Below are 19570 nucleotides of genomic sequence, written 5' to 3' on the forward strand. Positions count from 1 at the left end.
GGTGCGAAGGGGCAAACCTGCGTCGGGGCGGTTGCGGGGTGCGCCGTGGAACTCGCTTTGCGCTGGCGCGCGCCGCTCGGACAACCACGGCGAGCTAGAGCACGAAGCATGGGCGCTCCGACGCCCATGCCACCCCGCAACCGCCCCGCCGCAGGCGCAGCCAGCAGGGGGTTGGACAGCCGAACATCCAAACAGCCCCACGGGCCATTGCTTCGCTCGGCCCATCTCGCGGGCGCAAGCGCCACGCGCTGCGTAGCTTGGGCCGAGCGCAGCGACGGCCCGAATGGATGTCCGGCTGCGGGTTCCCTTCTGGATGCGCCTGGGGCGCGCAGGGCGCGGGGTGGCATGTGTGCCGAAGGACACACATGCTTCGTGAACTGAACCACCGCAGTTGTCCGAGCGGAGCGCCAAAGGCGCGCAGCGAGTTCTGCGGTGCACCCCGTGACCGAGCACCCCAGGTTGCCCCGTAGCGCAGCGAAGGGGTCGCAGACAGCAGGGTCGCCTTCTCTTTGGTGACTTTCTCTTGGCGACCCAAGAGAAAGTTACTGCGCCGCCGGGCGCACATCCCGGCCTCCGCCCTCAATCCAGGCACGCCGCACAGTTCAGCGAACGAGCGTGCCCAGGCTTCTACAAGCCCGAACGGTCGAAGATCACACGGACGCTATAAAAACAATAGCTGCTAGCGCATTATGGATAAGCGCCAGCAGCCAAAAACACCAAAAAAACCAAGACGAAAATCATCACCCCGGCATCCGCAACCCCGAAGAAACCGAAGGCACATTCGACGGTCGATGCTGCTGCCCCTGCGGCTGCTCCACCCGCACCAGATGTGCATCGACAGCACCCCCCAGCCCCACATCCCCACGGGCCGGTGCATGGCCGGCACCTGCTCCGGAACCCGCCGCATTCGCACTCCCCCCAGGTGCCGTCAAAAACAGATACAGCGCCTGCGCATCCACATCACTCAACTGCCCCAGCGACTCAAAAGGCATCACCTGGATCGGTGTGCCATCCGGCCGCTTGCCGGTGCGCAGCATGGCCACAAAACTGGCTGCGTTGGGGTAGCGGGCCATGGCGCTGTCGGCACCAGGCCGGATGTCGGCGGCGGCCGGCCAGTCGGGTGGGCCGCCGGGGATCTTGCCGCCCGCCAGGTTGGCACCATGGCAGCCGATGCACATGTTGGCCACGTACTGGCCGTTGGGCAGCGTCACGCCCGCAGGCACGGGGCGCGAAGGGGCCAGCTGGTGGTCGATGCGCGCGGCCGCATCGGGGATGGCACCCAGGCCGTACAGCACCCAGGCGGGGCGGGGCAGATCGACCACCGCCTGCGTGCCCTCCTGGGGCTTGAACTGGCGCACATACGACACCAGGGCGTTCAGGTCGTCGTTGGTGAAGCGGTTGTAGTCCTCGCTGGGCATCACCAGCAGCGGGCGGCCATTGGGTTTGACGCCGTGGCGGATCACGCTGTTCCAGTCCTCGGGCTGGTAGCGGGCGACCACGCCAGCGGGGGTGATGTTGGGGCCCACGATGCGCGTGCCCTTGCCGTCGTTGACAAACTCGCGGCCCGTGCCTTGCGCGCCGTGGCAATCGGTGCAGCCGCGCGATGCATACAGATAGCGCCCACGCTCGATGGTTTGCGTGTCGGTGGTGTAAGCCACGGGGCGTGGCTTGATGTCGATATAGCGGTTGCGCTTTTGCTCGGCCAGATACAGGCCGCTGGCCGCCGTGGCGGCAACGATGACGCCCAGCAGCAGCGCGCTGCCAGCGGTCCATTTGATCCAGCGTTTCATGGTGGTATCCCTCTTCTTCGAATGAATGACTGACTGAACGAACGAATTCACGTGTTCAGGCGCCGGATTCTGAATTCGAAGAAGCGGTTTGTGACACCCTCCCACCGCAGGGTGTGGCGCAGCCGGTGACATATGTCACAAACGGCGCTCCGGTGTGGCGGGGCGTGCGTCAACCGCCCCGGTGCTCAGCGCTCGATGGCCTTGTTCCAGCGCGTGTTCCAGGCCGGGCGGTTGGCGTTCACGCTATCCCAGTCCAGCGTCACGGCGTTTTTCATCCACTGGCTGATCTGCGCCACCTGGGCCGCACCTTCACCCACGGCGGGGGCCTTGGGGTTGGTGGGGATCTGCGCGCCAAACTGCAGCACGTTGGCCTGTGCCAGCGGGCTCAGCAAAAATTCAGCAAGCTTTTGCGCCAGCTCGGGCTCACTGTTCTTGGCGATCACGCACTGGCCGGTCATCAGCACCACCGAGCCTTCCTTGGGCTGTGCGTATTCCACCGGAATGCCCTTGGATTTGAGCGCGGCCACGGCCGTGGGCGTGAGCGGGAACAGCGCGGCCTCACCCGTCTGCACCATCTCGGAAATCTTGGCCGAGCTGGGGATGTACTCCAGCACGTTGGGGCCAATGGTCTTGGCCCAGTTGTTGAAGCCCGGCTCCACATTCTTGTCGTTGCCGCCCTGGATGCGGTTGAACATCAGGAAGCCGTGCAGGCCGAACGATGAGGAGGGCATGGACTGGAACACCACCTTGCCCTTGTACTTGGGGTCCGCAAAGTCCATCCATGAGGTGGGCGCGGCCCAGCCCTTTTCGGTGAACATCTTGGTGTTGTAGGCGATGCCCGTCATGCCCAGGCTCACGCCGCTGGCCAGGTCGTCCTTGAAGCGGGCTGCGGGGTAGATGTCGTTCAGGTGTGGGTTGGGGCGCTGCTTCTCGCACAGGCCCATGCCCATGGCGCGCACCATCACGCCATCGTCCAGAAACATCACGTGCATCTGCGGCTTGTCCTTGTTGGCCTGGGCTTTGGCCAGGATGTCCGAAGAAGTGCCGGGCACGACCACCACCTTCGCACCGTGCAGCTTCTCGAACGCCGGGAACACGTATTGCGTGTAGGCCTTCTCCATGGTGCCGCCGTTCATGCCGATGTAGATCGTTTTCGTCTGCGCGGTGGCGATACCGGCCGTGGTGACAGCGGCCAGCGCAGCAGCGGCCAGGATTTTGCGGCGCGCGGAGCCTGCGTGGCGATGGGTGAAGGTGGTCATGGTGATTCCTTTCAGTGGGGGAGGGAAGGGGGCTTTCAGGGCTTGTTCGGTGGCGTGTCTGGTCAGTGGGCGGCCGCAGCAGTGGCCACTTGCGCCGCTGTGGTGGAGAGAAATCGCTCGATCGAAAAGGCCTCGATCGGCGTGGTGCTGCGGCCGTCGCGTGCCAGCTCGGCCAGCACCTCTCCGACGGCGGGACCAATCTGGAAACCTGCGCCTGCAAAACCAAAGCCGTGGATCAAACCTGGCGTGGTGCGGCTCTGGCCCAGCACCGGCTGGCGGTCGGGCAGATAACCCTCGGTGCCGCTCCAGGTGCGGATGAAGTGTGCGTTTTTGAGCGCGGGCAACAGCTCCACCGCCTGCACGGCCAGGGCCGCAATGGCACTGCGCTCCGAGCGGGCGCGGTCGGCATCCAGCGCCACACCGGCGCCACCGCCCAGCACCAGGTTGCCGCGTGCGACCTGGCGGCAGTAGATGCCGCCGCCTTCCACGCCCAGGCTCCAATGCATGAAGAACGGCAGTGGCTCCGTCACCGCCATGGCGGGGTGGCCGGACTGCAGGGGCACTGCCTCGCCAAACTGCGCAGCCAAGGCACCCGCCCAGGCGCCTGCGCAGTTGATGAGCACTGGTGCACGCACCGCTACTGCGTTGCCCGAGCGCACGGTGAACTGGTGTCCGTCGTGCTCCACCGCCGTCATGGGTGTACGTTCCAGAATCTGCGCGCCCGCGCGTTTTGCGGCCAGCGCAAAGGCGGGCGACACCAGGCGCGGGTTGGCTTGCCCGTCATCGGGGCACAGCGATCCACCCACCGCGCGCCCGCCCAGCCAGGGGCAGCGCTTGCGCAGTGTGGCGCCCGAGATCAGTTGGATACCCAGGTCAAAATCGTGGCTCAGCGCGGCGTAGTGTTCGAGCGAGGCCATGTCCACCTCGCTGCGGCCGATCTTGAAGTGCCCGCTGCGCTGGTATTCGCCGTCGGTGCCAATCAGCGCAGGCAGGTCGGCCCACACCTGGTGGGCGCGCTGCGCCAGCGGCAATTGGCTCACAGGGCGGCCTTGGCGGCGCACGCCGCCGTAGTTCACGCCGCTCGATCGCGAGCCGCACAGGTCGCGCTCCAGCAGCACCACGCTGACGCCCTTGCGGCGCAGCGCCAGTGCGGCCGACGCGCCCACAATACCGCCGCCCACAATGGCGACGTCGGTGTCAATCGTTCGGGTGGCGGCGGTCATGCGGTGGCCTCCGCCGGGGCGTGGTGCGGTTCAGCGGCATGTGCTTGCAGATGGATCGGAATCGGCTTGATGGGCGCTTGTCCACGCAGGCGCCCCACCAGCTCTACCGGCTTGCCGGTGGCCTGGGCCAGGATTTCAGCCGCAGCCACGCCACACATGCGGCCCTGGCAGCGGCCCATGCCCACGCGGGTCAGGGCCTTGAGGCGGTTCATTTCGTCGGCCCCGGTGTCGCGGGCGCAGGCGCGCAGCTCGCCCGCCGTGATGTTTTCGCAGCGGCACACCACCAGCGCATCGGGCGCATGGGCCGCCCAGTCGGTGGGGAAGGGGAAGGCGCGTTCCAGTCCTTGTCTGAAAGGCATCAAGCCTTTGAGCTTGCGTTCCAGGTCCGCAGCACGTGCGGCATCTACCTTCACGCCGTGGTCGGCCAGCAGTGCCAGCGCGGCGCGCTCGCCCGCCCATTCGGCTGCATCGGCGCCCATGATGCCCGCGCCATCGCCCGCCAGGTACACACGCGCCACGCTGGTGCGGCCCGCGCTGTCGCGCTCGGGCAGGTGGGCGCGGTGCATCGGGGCCCAGGCAAAGCGGCAGCCCAGCAAGTCTGCCAGTTGGGTCTCGGACCGCAGTGCGTAGCCAAAGCCCACGGCGTCGCAGGGCATGGTGTGCTCGGTGTTCCCGTCGCTCCACACCACGGCGTTCACCCGTGTGTCGCCTTGCACGCGCACGGGCCGCACACCGGTGCGCACCGGCACGCCCTGCGCGCGCAGCCACCCCACGTAGTACAGGCCCTTGGCCAGCACGGCGGGCTGCGTCAGCATGCCGGGCAGGGCTGCGAGTTGGTCTGCAAACCGGGCCGTGTCCAGCACCGCGGCCACCTTCGTGCCAGCCTTGGCATATTGGTACGCCACCAGGTACAGCAGCGGCCCGGTGCCCATCAGCACCACGTTGCGCCCAATGGTGCAGCCCTGAAACTTCAGCGCCACCTGGGCGCCGCCCAGCGTGTACACGCCGGGCAGTGTCCAGCCCGGCATGGGCAGCACCCGGTCGGTGGCGCCGCTGGCCACGATGAGCTGGCCGTAGGGCACCGTGCGCGTGGTCTGTGTGGGGCCGTGCAGCACATCGAGCAAGCCACCCTGGGCATTCCACACCAGGCTGTTGGGTTGGTAGTCGATGTGGGCGTCCAGACCATCCAGCGTGTTGTGCAATGCCGTGGCGCGCTTGGCCTCGGTGCCGTACAGCGTTTGTGGGCTGCGGGCAAAGTGCGCGGGCGGGCGGCGGTAGATTTGCCCGCCGCCGCGCGCGGCCTCGTCAATCAGCACGGGCCGCGCACCGTGTGCGACCAGGGTTTGCGCGGCGCGAATGCCTGCCGGGCCTGCGCCGACGATCACCGGTTGCAAGGTGGGAGCGGTCATGCGGGCTCCCCGGTGGTCAGCTGCATGCCTGCTTTCACAAAGGTGGCGCAAGACCGCAGCCGCTCACCGCTCGCAGTCAGCACCCAGCAGTCCTGGCATGCGCCCATCAGGCAAAACCCAGCACGCGGCTCGTGGCTGAACTCGTTGCGGCGCAACTGGGCGCGGTGGGTGAGGATGGCGGTCAACACCGTGTCGCCTTCGAGCGCGGTGGCAGGTTCGCCGTCGAGCATGAAGGGTATGGAGGCCCGATCTTTTTCGGCCACGCGGTGGAGCAGGGCAGGTTTCACGGTCATGAAAGTCGCGCCCATTTATTTACGTCCCACGAGCACGCGGTCCAGGCCGTACACCCGGTCCAGCAACACCATCGCGCAGGCCGTCAGGGCCACCATCAGGGCCGACACGGCGGCCATCAGCGGGTCAATCGACTCGGTGGCGTACATGTACATGCGCACCGGCAGCGTCACCGTGCTGGGCGAGGTGACAAAGATCGACATGGTCACTTCGTCAAAGCTGTTGATGAAGGCCAGCATCCAGCCGCCCGTCACGCCCGGCAAAATCATCGGCAGCGTGATGCGCGTGAACACCGTGGCCTGGCTCGCGCCCAGCGACAGGGCGGCGTGCTCGGCACTGCGGTCAAACCCCACCAGCGCCGCCACCACCAGCCGCAGCGTGTAGGGCGTGACGATGAGCGCATGCGCAAACACCAGCCAGCCAAAGCTGCCCGTGCCACTCAGCAGCGCAAACAGGCGCAGCAGGGCGACGCCCAGCACCAGGTGCGGAATGATCAGCGGCGACAGAAACAGACCGTTGAGAAAGCCGCGCCCCGCAAACTCATAGCGCGTGATGGCAATGCCCGCAGGCACGGCCAGCACCGTGGCCAGCGTGGCCGATGCCAGCGCCAGCCACAGGCTGTTCCAAAACGACTGCACAAAGTCCGAATGCTCGAACACCGCCTTGAACCAGCGCAGCGAGAACTCGGTGGTGGGCAGCGTCAGCGTGTTGTGCGGCGTAAACGCCACGATGCACACCACCAGCAGCGGGGCGAGCATGAAGGTGATGACCAGCGCGTTGAACGCGAGGGCGAGAGGGCCGTTTTTTTGCATAGATCAGGACTCCCGCCGGGCCGCCCCAAGGGAGGCCTGCGCCCCCTTGGGGGGCAGCGGATACACGAAGTGATGGAGCGTGGGGGCTTCGCGGATTGACTCCCGCCGGGCCGCCCCAAGGGAGGCCTGCGCCCCCTTGGGGGGCAGCGAATACACGAAGTGATGGAGCTTGGGGGTGGTCATGTTCACCCTAAAGACTTCTTGTACCGGCCTTCAACCAGTCGGTTGTAGCTCAGCATCACCACCAGGTTGGCCACCAGCAGCGTCAGCGCAATGGCAGCGCCCAGCGGCCAGTTCAGCTCGTGCAGGTACTCGTCGTACACCACCGTGGCCACCATTTTCAGCCGCCGCCCGCCCAGCAGGCCGGGGATGGCAAACGAGCTGGCGGCCAGGCCAAACACGATCAAACTGCCCGACAAAATGCCTGGCAGCACCTGCGGCAACACAATGCGCCGCAACGTGGTGAACGGCGTGGCCTGCAGCGACAGGGCCGCGTTCTCCACACCCGGGTCCAGCTTCTGCAGCGATGTCCACACGGGGATCACCATGAAGGGCAGCATCACATGCACCAGCGCAATCACCACGGCAATCTCGGTGTAGAGCATCTTCACGGGGCCAATGCCAAGCCACTGCAGTGCGCCATTCACCAGCCCCTCGGGGCCCAGCAGCATGCTCCAGCCAAAGGCCCGCACCACCACCGACACCAGCAGTGGCGCCAGCACCACCAGCAGCAAGATGGAGCGCCACGGGTTGCCCATGCGGCTCAGGATGTAGGCCTCGGGCGCACCAATCGCCACGCAGATCAGCGTGACCAGCCCGGCAATCCAGAACGTGCGCCAGAAGATCGTGTGGTAGTACGAATCGGTGAACACATGGGCGTAATGCTCCAGCGTGAACTCACCCGCCTTCACCCCCGTGGCCGGGTCAAACGCGTTGAACGACAACACCGCCGTGAGCGCCAGCGGCACCAGCAGCAGCATCGTGAACAGCAGCAGCGCCGGGCCTGACAGCCACCAGGGTGCGGCCTTTTTGTGCAGCAAGGTGGTGGCCAGGTTCATGGCGCCACCTCGGCGATTTCTTTGGCCTCCGGCTCGGCCAGGGCGGTCTCATCGGCGGGCAGCAGGCGCATGCAGTGGTCGGGCCAGTCCACGCCCGTGCGCTCGCCCTCGGCCAGGTCGGGGCGGCCGTCGTTGGGGGTCAGCACCATCAGGTCACCCACAGGCGTGCCGATGCGGTAGAGCCACTGGCTGCCCAGAAAGAAACGCTCGCACACCTGACCATCGAGTCGGCCCTGCACGGCGGGCACCAACTGCACTTTTTCAGGCCGCACGCTCAGCAACACGGCGGCGCCGGGGCGGTAGCGGGCGCCGTCCACCTCCACTACGAGCGCGCCCACCGCCACTTGCGTGTGGGTGCCGCTCGCATGGGTCACCTTGCCTAGCAGCAGGTTGGCCTTGCCCACAAAGGTGGAGATAAAGCGGGTGCGCGGATATTCGTACACGCGGTGCGGGTGGTCGATCTGCGTGGCGCGGCCGGCCTCCATCACCACCACACGGTCGCTGATGGACATGGCCTCGCTCTGGTCGTGCGTGACCATGATGGTGGTCGTGCCCACCTTGCGCTGGATCTGCCGGAGCTCAAACTGCATTTCTTCGCGCAGCTTGGCGTCGAGGTTGGACAGGGGCTCGTCCAGCAGCAGCACGGGCGGCTCGATCACCAGCGCGCGCGCCAGTGCCACGCGCTGGCGCTGCCCGCCCGACAACTCACGCGGGTAGCGCGTGGCGTGCGCCTCCAGGTGCACCAGCGCCAGTGCCTGGGCCACGCGCTCGGCGCGCTCAGCCTTGGGCACCTTGCGCATCTCCAGCCCAAAGCTCACATTGGCCGCCACCGTCATGTGCGGGAACAGCGCATAGCTTTGGAACACGATGCCCAGCCCGCGCGTGTTGGCCTTGGCGTGCGTGATGTCCTTGCCATCGAGCTCAATGCGCCCGCTGGTCACCGCCTCAAACCCCGCCACCATCTGCAGCGTGGTCGTCTTGCCGCAGCCCGAAGGCCCCAGCAGCGACACAAATTCACCCTTTTGCACCGTGAGGTTCATGACCTGCACCGCGCAGGTGCTGCCATAGAACTTGGTCACATCCGTGAGCTTGAGAAACGACATGGCGAAAGCCTTTCCGGTGGTGGCACTGCGCGGGTTGGCTGGAGCCTGTGCGTGCCACCTGCTTGTGGAGTTGCATGGATGGGCTGCGGGGCTTTTGAGTGTTTGCACCGGGGTGGTGCAATCGCCTCGCAAAGTTTGAAACAACCGCTCGATTCGATTGAATCTATTGCAATAAACAAACCAGAGCGCTTCGGGTATTCCATTAAACAGAATTTTTCTTGAATTTATTCCATTCAATGAAATATCATGCCTTCGGTTTGAACACAAAATTCCACAGGAGCGATGTATGGAAGCCGCATCAACCGCCACCGGCGGCGTACCCCGGGTGTTTGCCGTCATCCGGGCCCTGTCGGCCGTGCAGGCCGAGGGCGGGCGAGTCACCCAATTGGCGCGTGCAGTGGGCCTCACGCAGGGCACCACGCACCGTTTGCTGCAATCGCTGGTGGCAGAGGGCATGGTCGAGCAGGACGAGCGCAGCAAGCTCTACCGACTGAGCATGGACTTCTTCGCCCTGGCCGCCAAAGCGGGCAACCCCGGCGACCTGCGCAGCCTGTGCCGCCCCGTGCTGCTGCGCCTGTGCGCCAGCCTGGGCGACAGCATCTTTCTATTGGTGCGCAGCGGGTTCGATGCCGTGTGCCTGGACCGCAGCGAAGGCCCGTTCCCCATCCGGTCGTTCACCGGCGACATCGGCGGCCGCGTGGCCTTGGGCGTGGGGCAGGGCGCGTTGGCCATCCTGGCCTTCTTGCCCGAGGCCGAGCGCGAAGAGGTCATCCGCTTCAACCTCTCGCGCGTGCGCGAGTACGGCGTGTTTGACGAGGTCTACTTGCGCACCGAAATCGAGCGCGTGCGCCAGCTGGGCTACGCGGGCCGCAACACCGGCTTGCTCGAAGGCATGGCTGGTGTGGCTGTGCCCATCTGCGACCGCGAAGGCCGCGCCGTGGCCGCGCTGAGTGTGGGCACGATTGCGGACCGATTGAGCGCCGACCGCATGCCCACGGTGGTGGAACTGCTCAAGCGTGAGGCCGCGGCGATTGGGCCGAAGATCAATCCGTTTGATGCGACATTGAGAAGACCGGCGCAAAGTCTGTCAGGCGGGAGTGGCGAACGGCAGATCAACCCTGTTGGAATGGCAACCTCCACGCAAAGGGATTGATGGGAAGCGGCTCCAGGGACGCTGTTTTGAGTCAATCGCCGATCTCACAAACAGTTCAAAAAAGTTATTCCAAAGGACGTGTACGGGTGCGTGGTTAACCTCCAAGCGACAGGTGACCCGCGCCCCCTGGCGTCAACTGCGTGTCCGCGCGAGAAACGCTTTCAACTCACGACCCACAAGGTCTGTCGCCTCCAGCGCGAGCCAATGTCCATAGCCCGGATATCGGCGCACCACCTGCGCGCCGAAGCGATCCGCGAACGCGGGGGCAATGTAGGGGTCGTCATCGCTCCACAACACCTGCGAGGGAATGCGAGATGCAAGATCGCGCAGCTGCGTGTCCCACCCTTGGAAGTGAGAGAGTTCGCTGGCGCGAAAAAAGCGCAGCGCCATCTTCTTCATGGCGGGGGTGATCCGGTCGTAGATCTGATCGATTTGCGCGGTGGTGAGCCGGCTGGCGCCTTTCTTCATCTCGCGCGTGAAGGCTCGGCGGCTTGTTAGGCGCTGGGCCAGTTCGCCGATGAGGGGCGTGCGCCAGATCTTGTGCAGCGTTGTCCATGGGTAGTCCGGCGAGAACGCCGTGTTGAAGATGGTGAGCGATCTGACCTTTTCAGGCCACTTGACGGCCCACGCCAAGCCAAATTGGCCGCCAATGTCATGGACCACCAGATGGAGCGGCTCCGTCAGCCCTGCCTGGAGGACCAGCCCGTCAACGAACCCCGCCAGGTGCTCCAGCGAGCAGTTGAAGTTCTGCGCAGCAATGGATCGCCCGTAGCCTGGCAGATCAGGTGCAAGGCACCGGTGCTCCGACTGGATATGTTCGATGAGGCCACTCCATACGTCGGAGGTGTCTGGATTGCCGTGCAGAAATAGCACCGGGGGGCCTATGCCCTTGTCCACCAGGTGCACCTGGTTTCCATCGACATTCAACATTCCGGCTCCTTATGGGTGATCAGCACTGGCGCCCGCGACGAGGAAGCGCAGCATGTTCTCAAGAACGTGTTCGAAGGCCGGGTCGGAATCGAGTTTTCCAGCCAACTGCAGCGAAACGGCTCCGTGGATGGCGCTCCAGAAAATCCGTCCTAGAAGTCGGGATTCTCCGGCCAGGAAGCCGCCTTTCACCAGAAGCTCTATGGGTGCGGCCATGATCTGCTCGGCACGCAGAGCGGCACGGGCCAGGTCCGGAAATCCCGCCACGTCAGGGTGCGGAAGGTCGAACATCAGCTTGTAGGCCCTGGGGTTTTCAAACGCGAAGCCGAGGTATGCCTGTCGCACAGCGGCTGAACGCTCCCAGGCGCCGGTCTCCGTGGCAAAGGCAAGCTCCAGGGATTCTGAAAAGCGGTCCAGTGCGGCCGCGGTGACCGCGGCCAGGATTTCGTTCTTGTCGCGAAAGTACCGGTAGGGCGTCATCGCGCTGCAGCCCAACTCCTGCGCAAGCTGCCGCACGGAGACACCATCGACGCCGTGATCGGCAAATGCACGCTCAGCCACTGAAAGTAGCCGGAGGCGAAAGTCCTGAACCTCTGCTTCCGTCAAAGCCTTTGGCATTGCATCTCCGTGTAATTTACAGTGTAAATATACGATGTAAATTAAATTGGTGCAAGTATCAAATGAATGTGCCTGTGGGCCGCTGTGATGCCGCCTACTTCTTGTGGGCACTGACGCGGCCGCCCTGTGGTTCAAAAAGCACGGCATTGTCAATGCGGTGGTGTGCCACACGGATGCACCGCTATAGTCCGCGCTCCCTTTGGGTCGGCTGCACATCGGCAACGGTGCGCGCTGCGGCCCTCCCGTTACTTTCAAGAAAACAGAACAAACACCATGGGTCTCCAGCAAGCCACTCCCGAATACCTCGACCAATGCCGCGCCGCACAACGGGCTGAGCAGGAGCAATCCCTGGCCAGCACCAACAACTGGGCGCACGTGGACAAGCCCCAGGCGCATGCCGACTTCGATGCGTTCTACAAGGAACTGGCGCCGTTGATCGATGCAAACGAGCCTGCGTCTCCCACCATCCAGGCCTTGATGGCAAAACACTTTGCCATCGTCTCGCGCTTTTACGTGCCCTCGCGCGAGGCCTATGTGGGCACCGCGCTGTTCTACGCGGACAACGCCGAAATGAAGGCGTTTCACAATACCTACCATCCCCGTCTGGTGGAGTTTTTGGGCGGGGCGGTGTACGCCTATGCCCAGCAGAACCTGGTCTGAATTCCCGGTCTGGCCCGCCCGCCACAGCCATGCTGGCCACGCGTTCTCAATGCCCATGCAACCCCTCTCTGCACCACCCGCACCGCATTCACCGCCGGAGCCCGTACCGGTGTGTGCATCTCTGGCCGAGGCGTTGATGGATGACCCGTTCTATCAGGCCGTCACCATCGACCACGCGGCAGCCCCTGCACTACGGCACCGGGTGCTGGCCCACTACTTTGCGCTGGCCATGGACGAGGCTTGTGCCGTCGGCGAGGTGCTGCAGGCAGGCCCCGACGGGGCAGCATTCTGGATCACGAACCGGGCCACCGCCAGCGAGAAGGCCATGCACAGCGCACTGCGCGCCGAAGGCCTGGTCCGGTGCCTGGGGCCCCTGGGTTTCGACAACTACCAGCGCATCGCCGCTGCCATGGAAGAACAGGTGCCCGGCAATCTGCACAACGCCTGGTATCTGTCGATCCTGGGCGTGCGCCCGGCGGCCCGTGGCCAGGGCCTGGCGCAGCGGCTGATTCTGCCGACCTTGGTCCGCGCAGACCTGGCAGGCACAGCCTGCTATCTGGAAACCTTCAACCCGCTCAGTCTTCCGTTCTACCGGCGCCTGGGGTTTACCAGCGAGACGGAGTGCGTTGAGCCCGTCTTGGGCCGCACGTACTGGCTGATGGCGCGCGATGCAAGGCCTCCATCCTGATGGCGGCGGTGGTTGCCAGCGCGCCTACTTTCTCGCAAGCCCTGCACTCAATTGCCATGGGTCATGGTTTGCCTGGCAAAGCGATGATCTGCCCGCTCATCCCCGATTCGGGGCTGTCATTGATCACGTAGTATCGTTGGGCAATAGGGAGAAACAAGCCACCCAGCGAGGACGAATCCTGTGCGATCCCTGGCTCGTCCGGCAGGGACTGGCAAGGAAGCTGGTGTGCGAGAGGGCAATAAATAATGAAGCGTGATGTTCGCTGGGCTGCGCTGCTGCTGGTGGTGGTGTACCTGTCGGTGTCTGCCACCACCGCTTGGCAGATATGGTCGGCACGAGAGCATTCGCTGGCCGAAATCGACACCCAGAACCTCAACCTGGCACAGACCCTGAACACCTACACGGAAGGCGTCATCACCCAAAGTGCCATGCTGCTTCTGGGCATCGTCGAGCGCCTTGAAGAAGAGGGGACGGAGCCCGGGCATCTGCAGCGCCTGCAACGGCTGATTGGCCGGCAAGAGCACCTGCTCAACCAGCTCAATGGCATGGCCATCTACGACCATGCGGGCAACCGGCTGATGTCCTCCATCGGCCCCGCACCAGCCCATGCGAGTGGGGCGGACAGGGCCTTCTTTGCGCACCACCGGGACAATTCATCCCCTGAGCCTTTTATCGGACCCGCCATCCAAAGCCGCTCCACGGGCGACTGGGTCATTACCGTCAGCCGGCGCTTTGACGACCATGACAAGCGCTTTGCCGGTGTCGTGGTCGTGAGCCTGGGCATCAAGGATTTCCTGGAGTTGTTTGGCAAGATCGACGTGGGCACGCAGGGGGCCATCGGCCTGTCTACCACCGGCGGGCAGATGCTGGTGCGCTACCCCTACCGCGAGCAGGACATGGGTCGCGACTTCTCCAAGTCTCCCAACTTCCAGCGCTTCTACTCGGGCGCGGTGTCCGGCACCGCCGCGTTCAAATCCGGCATCGACGGAACGCAGCGGTTGTACGCCTACCGCAAGAACGACCGCTACCCCCTGATCACCACCGTGGCAGTGGGCAAGGAAGAAGCACTGAGCCGCTGGCGGCGCCAGGCGCTGCTCACCACAGGTGTCGTGGGGGCCTTGTTGTTGGGCATCACGGCCATTGGGTGGCATCTGCTGATCGACATCCGCCGCCGCACCCGTGCCGAGGCTTCGCTGGTAGCGGCGCGAGAAGACCTGATGGCTGTGAACCAGAAGCTCGAAGCTCTGGCTGCGCAAGACCAGCTCACAGGCCTGGCCAATCGCCGCTGCTTTGATGAAACCTTGAATGTGGAGTGCCGCCGCGCCGGCAGAGAAGGCACTCCGCTGTCCCTGCTGCTCATCGATGTCGACCACTTCAAAGGCTTCAACGACACCTACGGCCACGTGGAGGGCGACGCCTGTTTGCAGGCGGTGTCGAAGTGCCTGGTGCAGTACGCAAAGCGCCCGGGGGATCTGGTGGCGCGCTATGGGGGCGAGGAGCTGGCCATCATCCTGCCCAACACCGACCTGCCAGGCGCGCAGGTCGTTGCAGAGGTGGTGCGTGAGCGAATTGAAGCCCTGGCCATCCGCCACGGCGCCAGCGCCTTCGGGCATGTCACGGTCAGTGTGGGCGCCGCATGCATGGCAGGTTCTTATGGGGAAGGCAGCGAGCGGCAGTTGATCGAGGCGGCGGACCGCATGCTTTACCGGGCGAAGGCCTCAGGCCGCAATCGGGTGGAGGCCTGAGCGGACAGAAAATGACAGTGCCACATGTTCCCCTATCGCACCCCAAATACCGCCCGGATATCGATGGTTTGAGGGCCATCGCGGTTGTTTCGGTGGTGGCCTTCCACGCATTTCCCTCCTGGATTGGGGGTGGATTCATTGGCGTCGATATCTTCTTCGTGATATCTGGCTATCTGATCTCCTCCATCATTTTTGAAAGCCTGGACAAAAAGGTTTTCAGTTTTTCTGAATTTTATGCGCGCCGCATTCGGCGCATATTTCCGGCGCTTCTATTGGTCTTGATAGCCTGCCTTGCCTTTGGCTGGTTTACGTTATGGGCAGATGAATACAAGCAGTTGGGCAAGCACGTCATGGGAGGCGTTGGATTTGTTTCCAATTTTGTGCTTTGGGGGGAGGCAGGCTATTTTGACAACTCTGCGGAAACCAAGGTCTTGCTGCATTTGTGGAGCCTGGGGATCGAGGAGCAGTTCTACATTGTCTGGCCCGTGCTGCTCTGGGTGGCCTGGAAGTGCAAATTCAATCTCTTCGCAATCACCGTGGTGTGCGCGATTTTATCCTTTGCGCTCAATATAAAAGGTGCAGGGCAAAATGCCATCACGACTTTTTATTCACCTCAAACCCGATTCTGGGAGCTTCTTTGTGGAAGCCTGCTGGCTTGGTTTTTTCTTTATGGGAAGGATGTGTGCGGAAGGTGGGCGGTTGGACTCCATGGCTGGCGAACCATCGCCGTTCACTACCAAAAAATCAAACCCCGCGATGGGTTTTTGTTGAACGTATCGTCGTTGCTGGGTTTGTTGTTGCTGGCGTATGGGTTCTGGCGAATCGATAAAAACATGAACTTCCCAGGTGTTTGGGCGGTAGTGCCTGTGCTGGGGACCATGTTGACGATTTCAGCGGGGTCAAGCGCATGGATCAACAGGAAAATACTGTCGAACAGAATCGCAGTCTGGTTGGGCTTGATCAGTTTTCCATTGTATTTGTGGCACTGGCCCCTGCTTTCCTTCGCGCGGATTGTGGAAGGTGAAGTGCCGAGCCGGGATGTCCGCATTGCGGCTGTCGCTCTGTCTGTGGTGCTGGCATGGCTGACTTATCGCCTGGTGGAGCACCCGGTGCGGCTGGGCCGGTGCAGTCCATGGAAAGTGGTGGCGCTGGTGGCTTTGATGGTCACCATTGGCGGTGCTGGATATATCGTCTACGACAGCGATGGCGTCAAATCAAGGAGCCATGTGGTCAAAATGAATTCCATCAATGCCCAATTTGTGGGGCCGTTGTGGAAGTTTGCAAAAAATGACCTCTGCGAATCAAAGTATCCTTTTGCGGACACCGAAAAATATGGCTGGTGGTTTTGCATGGCCAATAGCCCGGAAAAGCCAACCCTGCTGTTGTTGGGCAGTAGCTTTGCCAACCATCTCTATCCGGGTTTTGCCTTGAATGATGAGTTCAAGCACCATTCGGTGCTCTCCATCGGGACTTGCGATGCCGGCTGGGTTGAAAGGTCTGACCCAACCACCGAGCTGACTTCCTTGCCCTGTTCTGGCCAGAGGCGGTTTGATCAGCAGGAGTTCATCAACCATCTTGTTGTGAAAGAGAATTCAATCCGATATGCGGTCATCGGTGGCGTTCGCCACAACACCGATCCAGGCTACCTGGAAAGACTGAGAAAAAGAATTGATTTTCTCGAAAAAAATAACATCAAAGTCATTGTTTTTAGCCCGCATGTGAGGCTGAAATACGATATCAAGGGCTGCTACGCGCGGCCCCTGAAGGAAACTGAAAAAACCTGCCTGGCTTCTGTGGATGATTATGCTGAAATAGCGAATAATTTCCATCGGCTGATGGGGTCAATTCTCAAAACCAATCCCAATGTTCTGGTATTCGATCAGAACACGGTTTTTTGCGATGCACGTGTGTGCCAATTCAAGCTCCCTGTCATGCCCGCTTTCAGGGATGAATATTCGCATTATTCAGAATTTGCCAGCAGACTGGTCATCGAGGAGTTTGCCCGGTGGGCCAAAATTCATGCCCCAGACATGCTGGCGCCCTGAAATCCCGATGCGGAGGGGCTCCCTTGTCTCGGCGCACCGGCCCCGTGGTCGGGCTGGCTTGCCTGCGGTGGCGGGCTGCATCTTTCCACCGGCTCATCCTGCAGCGGTCGGCAGTGCGTGGCACTCCTTCACCACCCAATCCCTGAACGCCTTCACCAACGGCGTCTGCGCCCGCGCCTCGGGGTAAACCAGGTAGTACGCATCGGTGCTCGTCAGCACCTGGTCTGACAGCTCCACCAAGCTCCCCGCCGCCAATTCCTGCTCAATCAAAAAGCGCGGCAGCAGCGCAGCACCCAGGTGGGAGACGGCAGCCTGGGCAATCATGGCGAAGTGTTCGGACTGGGGGCCGCGCAGGGCCAGGGCCGTGGGGGCGCCCACCAGCTCAAACCATTCGGCCCACTGCGTGGGGCGGGTGCTTTGCTGCAGCAGCACCACGCGGGTCAAATCCTGCGGGGTGTGGATGTTGTGGCGGTCACGGTAGGCGGGGCTGCACACAGGCACGGTTTCTTCGTGCATCAGGTATTCGCACACGGCGCCCGCCCAGTGCGGCGCGCCGAAGTGGATGGCAGCGTCAAACGGCGTGCCCGCAAAGTCAAAGGGCTCGGTGCGGGCCGAGAAGTTGACCATGGCTTCGGGGTGCAGCGCCATGAAGCCGCCCAGGCGCGGGATGAGCCAGCGCGTGCCCAGCGTGGGCAGCACGGCCAGGTTGAGCAGACCGTCGGTGCTGGAGAACGCCATGGTTTTTTGCGTGCTGGCCGACAGCTGTTGCAGCACGTTTTGCACGTCGGCGGCATAAACGCGGCCCGCATCGGTCAGCACCACGCGCTGGCGCACGCGGTGGAAGAGGGCAGTGCCCAGTTGATCTTCCAGCTGCCGGATCTGGCGCGATACGGCGCTTTGGGTGAGGTGCAGTTCCTCCGCCGCGCGCGACACGCTCTGGTGGCGTGCTGCTGCCTCAAAGGCCAGCAGGTCGGCTGTGGAGGGCAGGAAGGTGCGGCGCAGCAGGGTCATGCGTAGGGGGAATGATTGGCGGTGGCAAAAATTACATCTTTTTAGCCACGGGCGCTCAATTGATAAGCGTTCGTAGTCCTGATATTTTCAGATACTTCATTCTCATTTGTGATCAAGTAGTTCCATTTTTTTGCTATCCAGCACGGCGAGATTGGCGGATATTGGCGTATTCGCTGGGTGCTTTCTTCATCCGCTTTTCCCTTCTTCCCCCGCCTTCCTGACCTTTGCGAGTCGCCATGCCTGCCACCTCTGCCGCCACCCTCCTTGTGACCGAAGTCGATCAACTGCTGCAACGCCTGGGCGTGCCCCGCGCCGCGTACACCGGCGGCACGCTGGCTGCCCGCTCGCCCATCACGGGCGAGGTGCTGGCCCAGGTGCCACAGCAAAGCCCGGCCGATGCCACGGCCGCCATTGGCCGCGCGCATGCGGCCTTTTTGGCGTGGCGCAATGTGCCGGCACCGCGCAGGGGTGAGCTGGTGCGCCTGCTGGGTGAAGAGCTGCGCGCCGCCAAGGCGGACCTCGGCCTGCTGGTGACCATCGAGGCGGGCAAGATCCCGTCCGAAGGCCTGGGCGAGGTGCAGGAGATGATCGACATTTGCGACTTTGCCGTGGGCCTGTCGCGCCAGCTGTACGGCCTGACGATTGCCACCGAACGCCCCGGCCACCGCATGATGGAAACCTGGCACCCGCTGGGCGTGTGCGGCGTGATCTCGGCCTTCAACTTCCCGGTGGCCGTATGGTCGTGGAATGCGGCGCTGGCGCTGGTGTGTGGTGATTCGGTGGTGTGGAAGCCGTCGGAGAAAACGCCGCTCACGGCCCTGGCCACGCACGCGATTGCGCAGCGCGCCATTGCGCGTTTTGGCAGCGACGCACCCGAAGGCCTGCTGGAGCTGATCGTGGGCCAGCGCGACATTGGCGAGGTGCTGGTGGATGACGCCCGCGTGCCCGTGCTGTCGGCCACGGGCTCCACCGCCATGGGCCGCGCCGTGGGCCCGCGCCTTGCAGCGCGGTTTGCGCGCGGCATTCTGGAGTTGGGCGGCAACAACGCGGCCATTGTTGCGCCCACGGCCGACCTGAATCTGGCACTGCGCGGCATTGCATTTGCCGCCATGGGCACGGCGGGCCAGCGCTGCACCACGCTGCGCCGCCTGTTTGTGCACGAAAGCATTTACGACCAGCTGGTGCCCCAGCTGGCCAAGGTGTACGCCAACGTGCAGGTGGGTGATCCGCGCACGCCCGGCACGCTGGTGGGCCCGCTGATCGACCGCCCCGCCTTTGACGGCATGCAAAAGGCGCTGGAGCAAAGCCGCGCGCTGGGCGCCACGGTGCACGGTGGTGGCCGTGTGGAAGGCATCGGTGGTGGCGAAGCGTATTACGTGCGCCCCGCACTGGTGGAACTGACAAAACACGAAGGCCCCGCGCTGCACGAAACCTTTGCGCCCATCCTTTACGTGGTGCGCTACGGCACCATTGACGAAGCCATTGCCATGAACAACGCCGTGGGTGCCGGCCTGTCCTCGTCCATCTTCACGCTCAATGTGCGCGAGGCCGAGCTGTTCATGTCGGCCGCAGGCTCGGACTGCGGCATTGCCAATGTGAACATTGGCCCGAGCGGCGCCGAGATTGGCGGCGCGTTCGGCGGCGAGAAGGAAACGGGTGGTGGCCGCGAGGCGGGTTCGGACAGCTGGAAGGCTTACATGCGCCGCGCGACGAACACCATCAACTACTCCATCGCACTGCCGCTGGCGCAGGGCGTGACGTTTGACGTGTAACCCACG

Annotated in this window: 17 protein-coding genes; 6 read left to right on the forward strand and 11 right to left on the reverse strand. The window is 63.5% G+C overall.

Annotated features, from left to right (window positions below; translation table 11 throughout):
• Positions 1-740 precede the first annotated feature (740 nt).
• The 8 genes from ASE52_RS13415 to ASE52_RS13455 form a co-directional block, all read right to left on the reverse strand.
• Complete coding sequence (locus ASE52_RS13415) at positions 741-1790, reverse strand: cytochrome c (RefSeq protein WP_010463642.1); 1050 nt, start codon at positions 1788-1790, stop codon at positions 741-743.
• A 185-nt stretch (positions 1791-1975) separates the two neighbouring features.
• Positions 1976-3049 carry an ABC transporter substrate-binding protein gene (locus tag ASE52_RS13420; RefSeq protein ID WP_010463644.1) on the reverse strand — a complete coding sequence of 358 codons (1074 nt, stop codon included), beginning with the start codon at positions 3047-3049 and terminating at the stop codon, positions 1976-1978.
• A gap of 62 nt (positions 3050-3111) precedes the next feature.
• Positions 3112-4272, reverse strand: coding sequence for an FAD-dependent oxidoreductase (locus ASE52_RS13425; RefSeq protein WP_057226695.1), 1161 nt, complete (start codon positions 4270-4272; stop codon positions 3112-3114).
• Positions 4269-5681 (reverse strand): NAD(P)/FAD-dependent oxidoreductase, encoded by a 1413-nt coding sequence (locus ASE52_RS13430; protein WP_057226697.1) that lies wholly within the window; start codon positions 5679-5681, stop codon positions 4269-4271. Before ASE52_RS13430 ends, ASE52_RS13425 begins: the two co-directional genes overlap by 4 nt.
• Positions 5678-5974 carry a (2Fe-2S)-binding protein gene (locus tag ASE52_RS13435; RefSeq protein WP_241776999.1) on the reverse strand — a complete coding sequence of 99 codons (297 nt, stop codon included), beginning with the start codon at positions 5972-5974 and terminating at the stop codon, positions 5678-5680. The genes ASE52_RS13430 and ASE52_RS13435 overlap by 4 nt, the downstream gene beginning before the upstream one ends.
• Positions 5975-5989: 15 nt before the next feature.
• Positions 5990-6784, reverse strand: a complete 795-nt coding sequence (locus tag ASE52_RS13440; RefSeq protein ID WP_057226702.1) for an ABC transporter permease — start codon at positions 6782-6784, stop codon at positions 5990-5992.
• A gap of 185 nt (positions 6785-6969) precedes the next feature.
• Entirely contained in the window at positions 6970-7842 is an 873-nt protein-coding gene (locus ASE52_RS13450) for an ABC transporter permease (protein WP_057226707.1), read from the reverse strand.
• Entirely contained in the window at positions 7839-8945 is a 1107-nt protein-coding gene (locus ASE52_RS13455; protein WP_057226710.1) for an ABC transporter ATP-binding protein, read from the reverse strand. Before ASE52_RS13455 ends, ASE52_RS13450 begins: the two co-directional genes overlap by 4 nt.
• A gap of 286 nt (positions 8946-9231) precedes the next feature.
• Here ASE52_RS13455 and ASE52_RS13460 point away from each other — a divergent pair, with 286 nt between their 5' ends.
• On the forward strand, positions 9232-10098 hold the full coding sequence (locus ASE52_RS13460) for an IclR family transcriptional regulator (RefSeq protein ID WP_010463658.1): 867 nt from the start codon (positions 9232-9234) through the stop codon (positions 10096-10098).
• Positions 10099-10230: 132 nt separating this feature from the next.
• On the opposite strand, the gene ASE52_RS13465 is transcribed toward ASE52_RS13460, so the two are convergent.
• The gene (locus ASE52_RS13465) at positions 10231-11028 is read right to left on the reverse strand and encodes an alpha/beta hydrolase (RefSeq protein ID WP_010463660.1); all 798 of its coding nucleotides are present in this window, start codon (positions 11026-11028) and stop codon (positions 10231-10233) included.
• A gap of 9 nt (positions 11029-11037) precedes the next feature.
• Entirely contained in the window at positions 11038-11643 is a 606-nt protein-coding gene (locus ASE52_RS13470; protein WP_010463663.1) for a WHG domain-containing protein, read from the reverse strand.
• 273 nt (positions 11644-11916) lie between these two features.
• Here ASE52_RS13470 and ASE52_RS13475 point away from each other — a divergent pair, with 273 nt between their 5' ends.
• From ASE52_RS13475 to ASE52_RS13490, 4 genes are all read left to right on the forward strand, one after another.
• A complete protein-coding gene (locus tag ASE52_RS13475; RefSeq protein WP_057226713.1) occupies positions 11917-12303 on the forward strand; it encodes a TipAS antibiotic-recognition domain-containing protein in 387 nt (128 codons plus the stop codon).
• A gap of 55 nt (positions 12304-12358) precedes the next feature.
• Positions 12359-12991: a GNAT family N-acetyltransferase gene (locus ASE52_RS13480; RefSeq protein ID WP_140426231.1), complete on the forward strand. Its 633-nt coding sequence runs from the start codon at positions 12359-12361 to the stop codon at positions 12989-12991.
• Positions 12992-13236: 245 nt separating this feature from the next.
• On the forward strand, positions 13237-14736 hold the full coding sequence (locus tag ASE52_RS13485) for a sensor domain-containing diguanylate cyclase (protein WP_198928105.1): 1500 nt from the start codon (positions 13237-13239) through the stop codon (positions 14734-14736).
• Between the two features lie 11 nt (positions 14737-14747).
• Positions 14748-16781, forward strand: a complete 2034-nt coding sequence (locus ASE52_RS13490; RefSeq protein WP_057226722.1) for an acyltransferase family protein — start codon at positions 14748-14750, stop codon at positions 16779-16781.
• Between the two features lie 93 nt (positions 16782-16874).
• On the opposite strand, the gene ASE52_RS13495 is transcribed toward ASE52_RS13490, so the two are convergent.
• Positions 16875-17792, reverse strand: a complete 918-nt coding sequence (locus tag ASE52_RS13495; RefSeq protein WP_192425960.1) for a LysR family transcriptional regulator — start codon at positions 17790-17792, stop codon at positions 16875-16877.
• Positions 17793-18028: 236 nt separating this feature from the next.
• Between ASE52_RS13495 and ASE52_RS13500 the strand changes: the two genes are divergently transcribed.
• Positions 18029-19564 carry an aldehyde dehydrogenase family protein gene (locus ASE52_RS13500; RefSeq protein WP_057226724.1) on the forward strand — a complete coding sequence of 512 codons (1536 nt, stop codon included), beginning with the start codon at positions 18029-18031 and terminating at the stop codon, positions 19562-19564.
• Positions 19565-19570 lie beyond the last annotated feature (6 nt).

This window comes from Acidovorax sp. Root275, assembly GCF_001428965.1.
In the GTDB taxonomy this organism is placed as follows: Bacteria; Pseudomonadota; Gammaproteobacteria; order Burkholderiales; family Burkholderiaceae_C; genus Acidovorax; species Acidovorax radicis.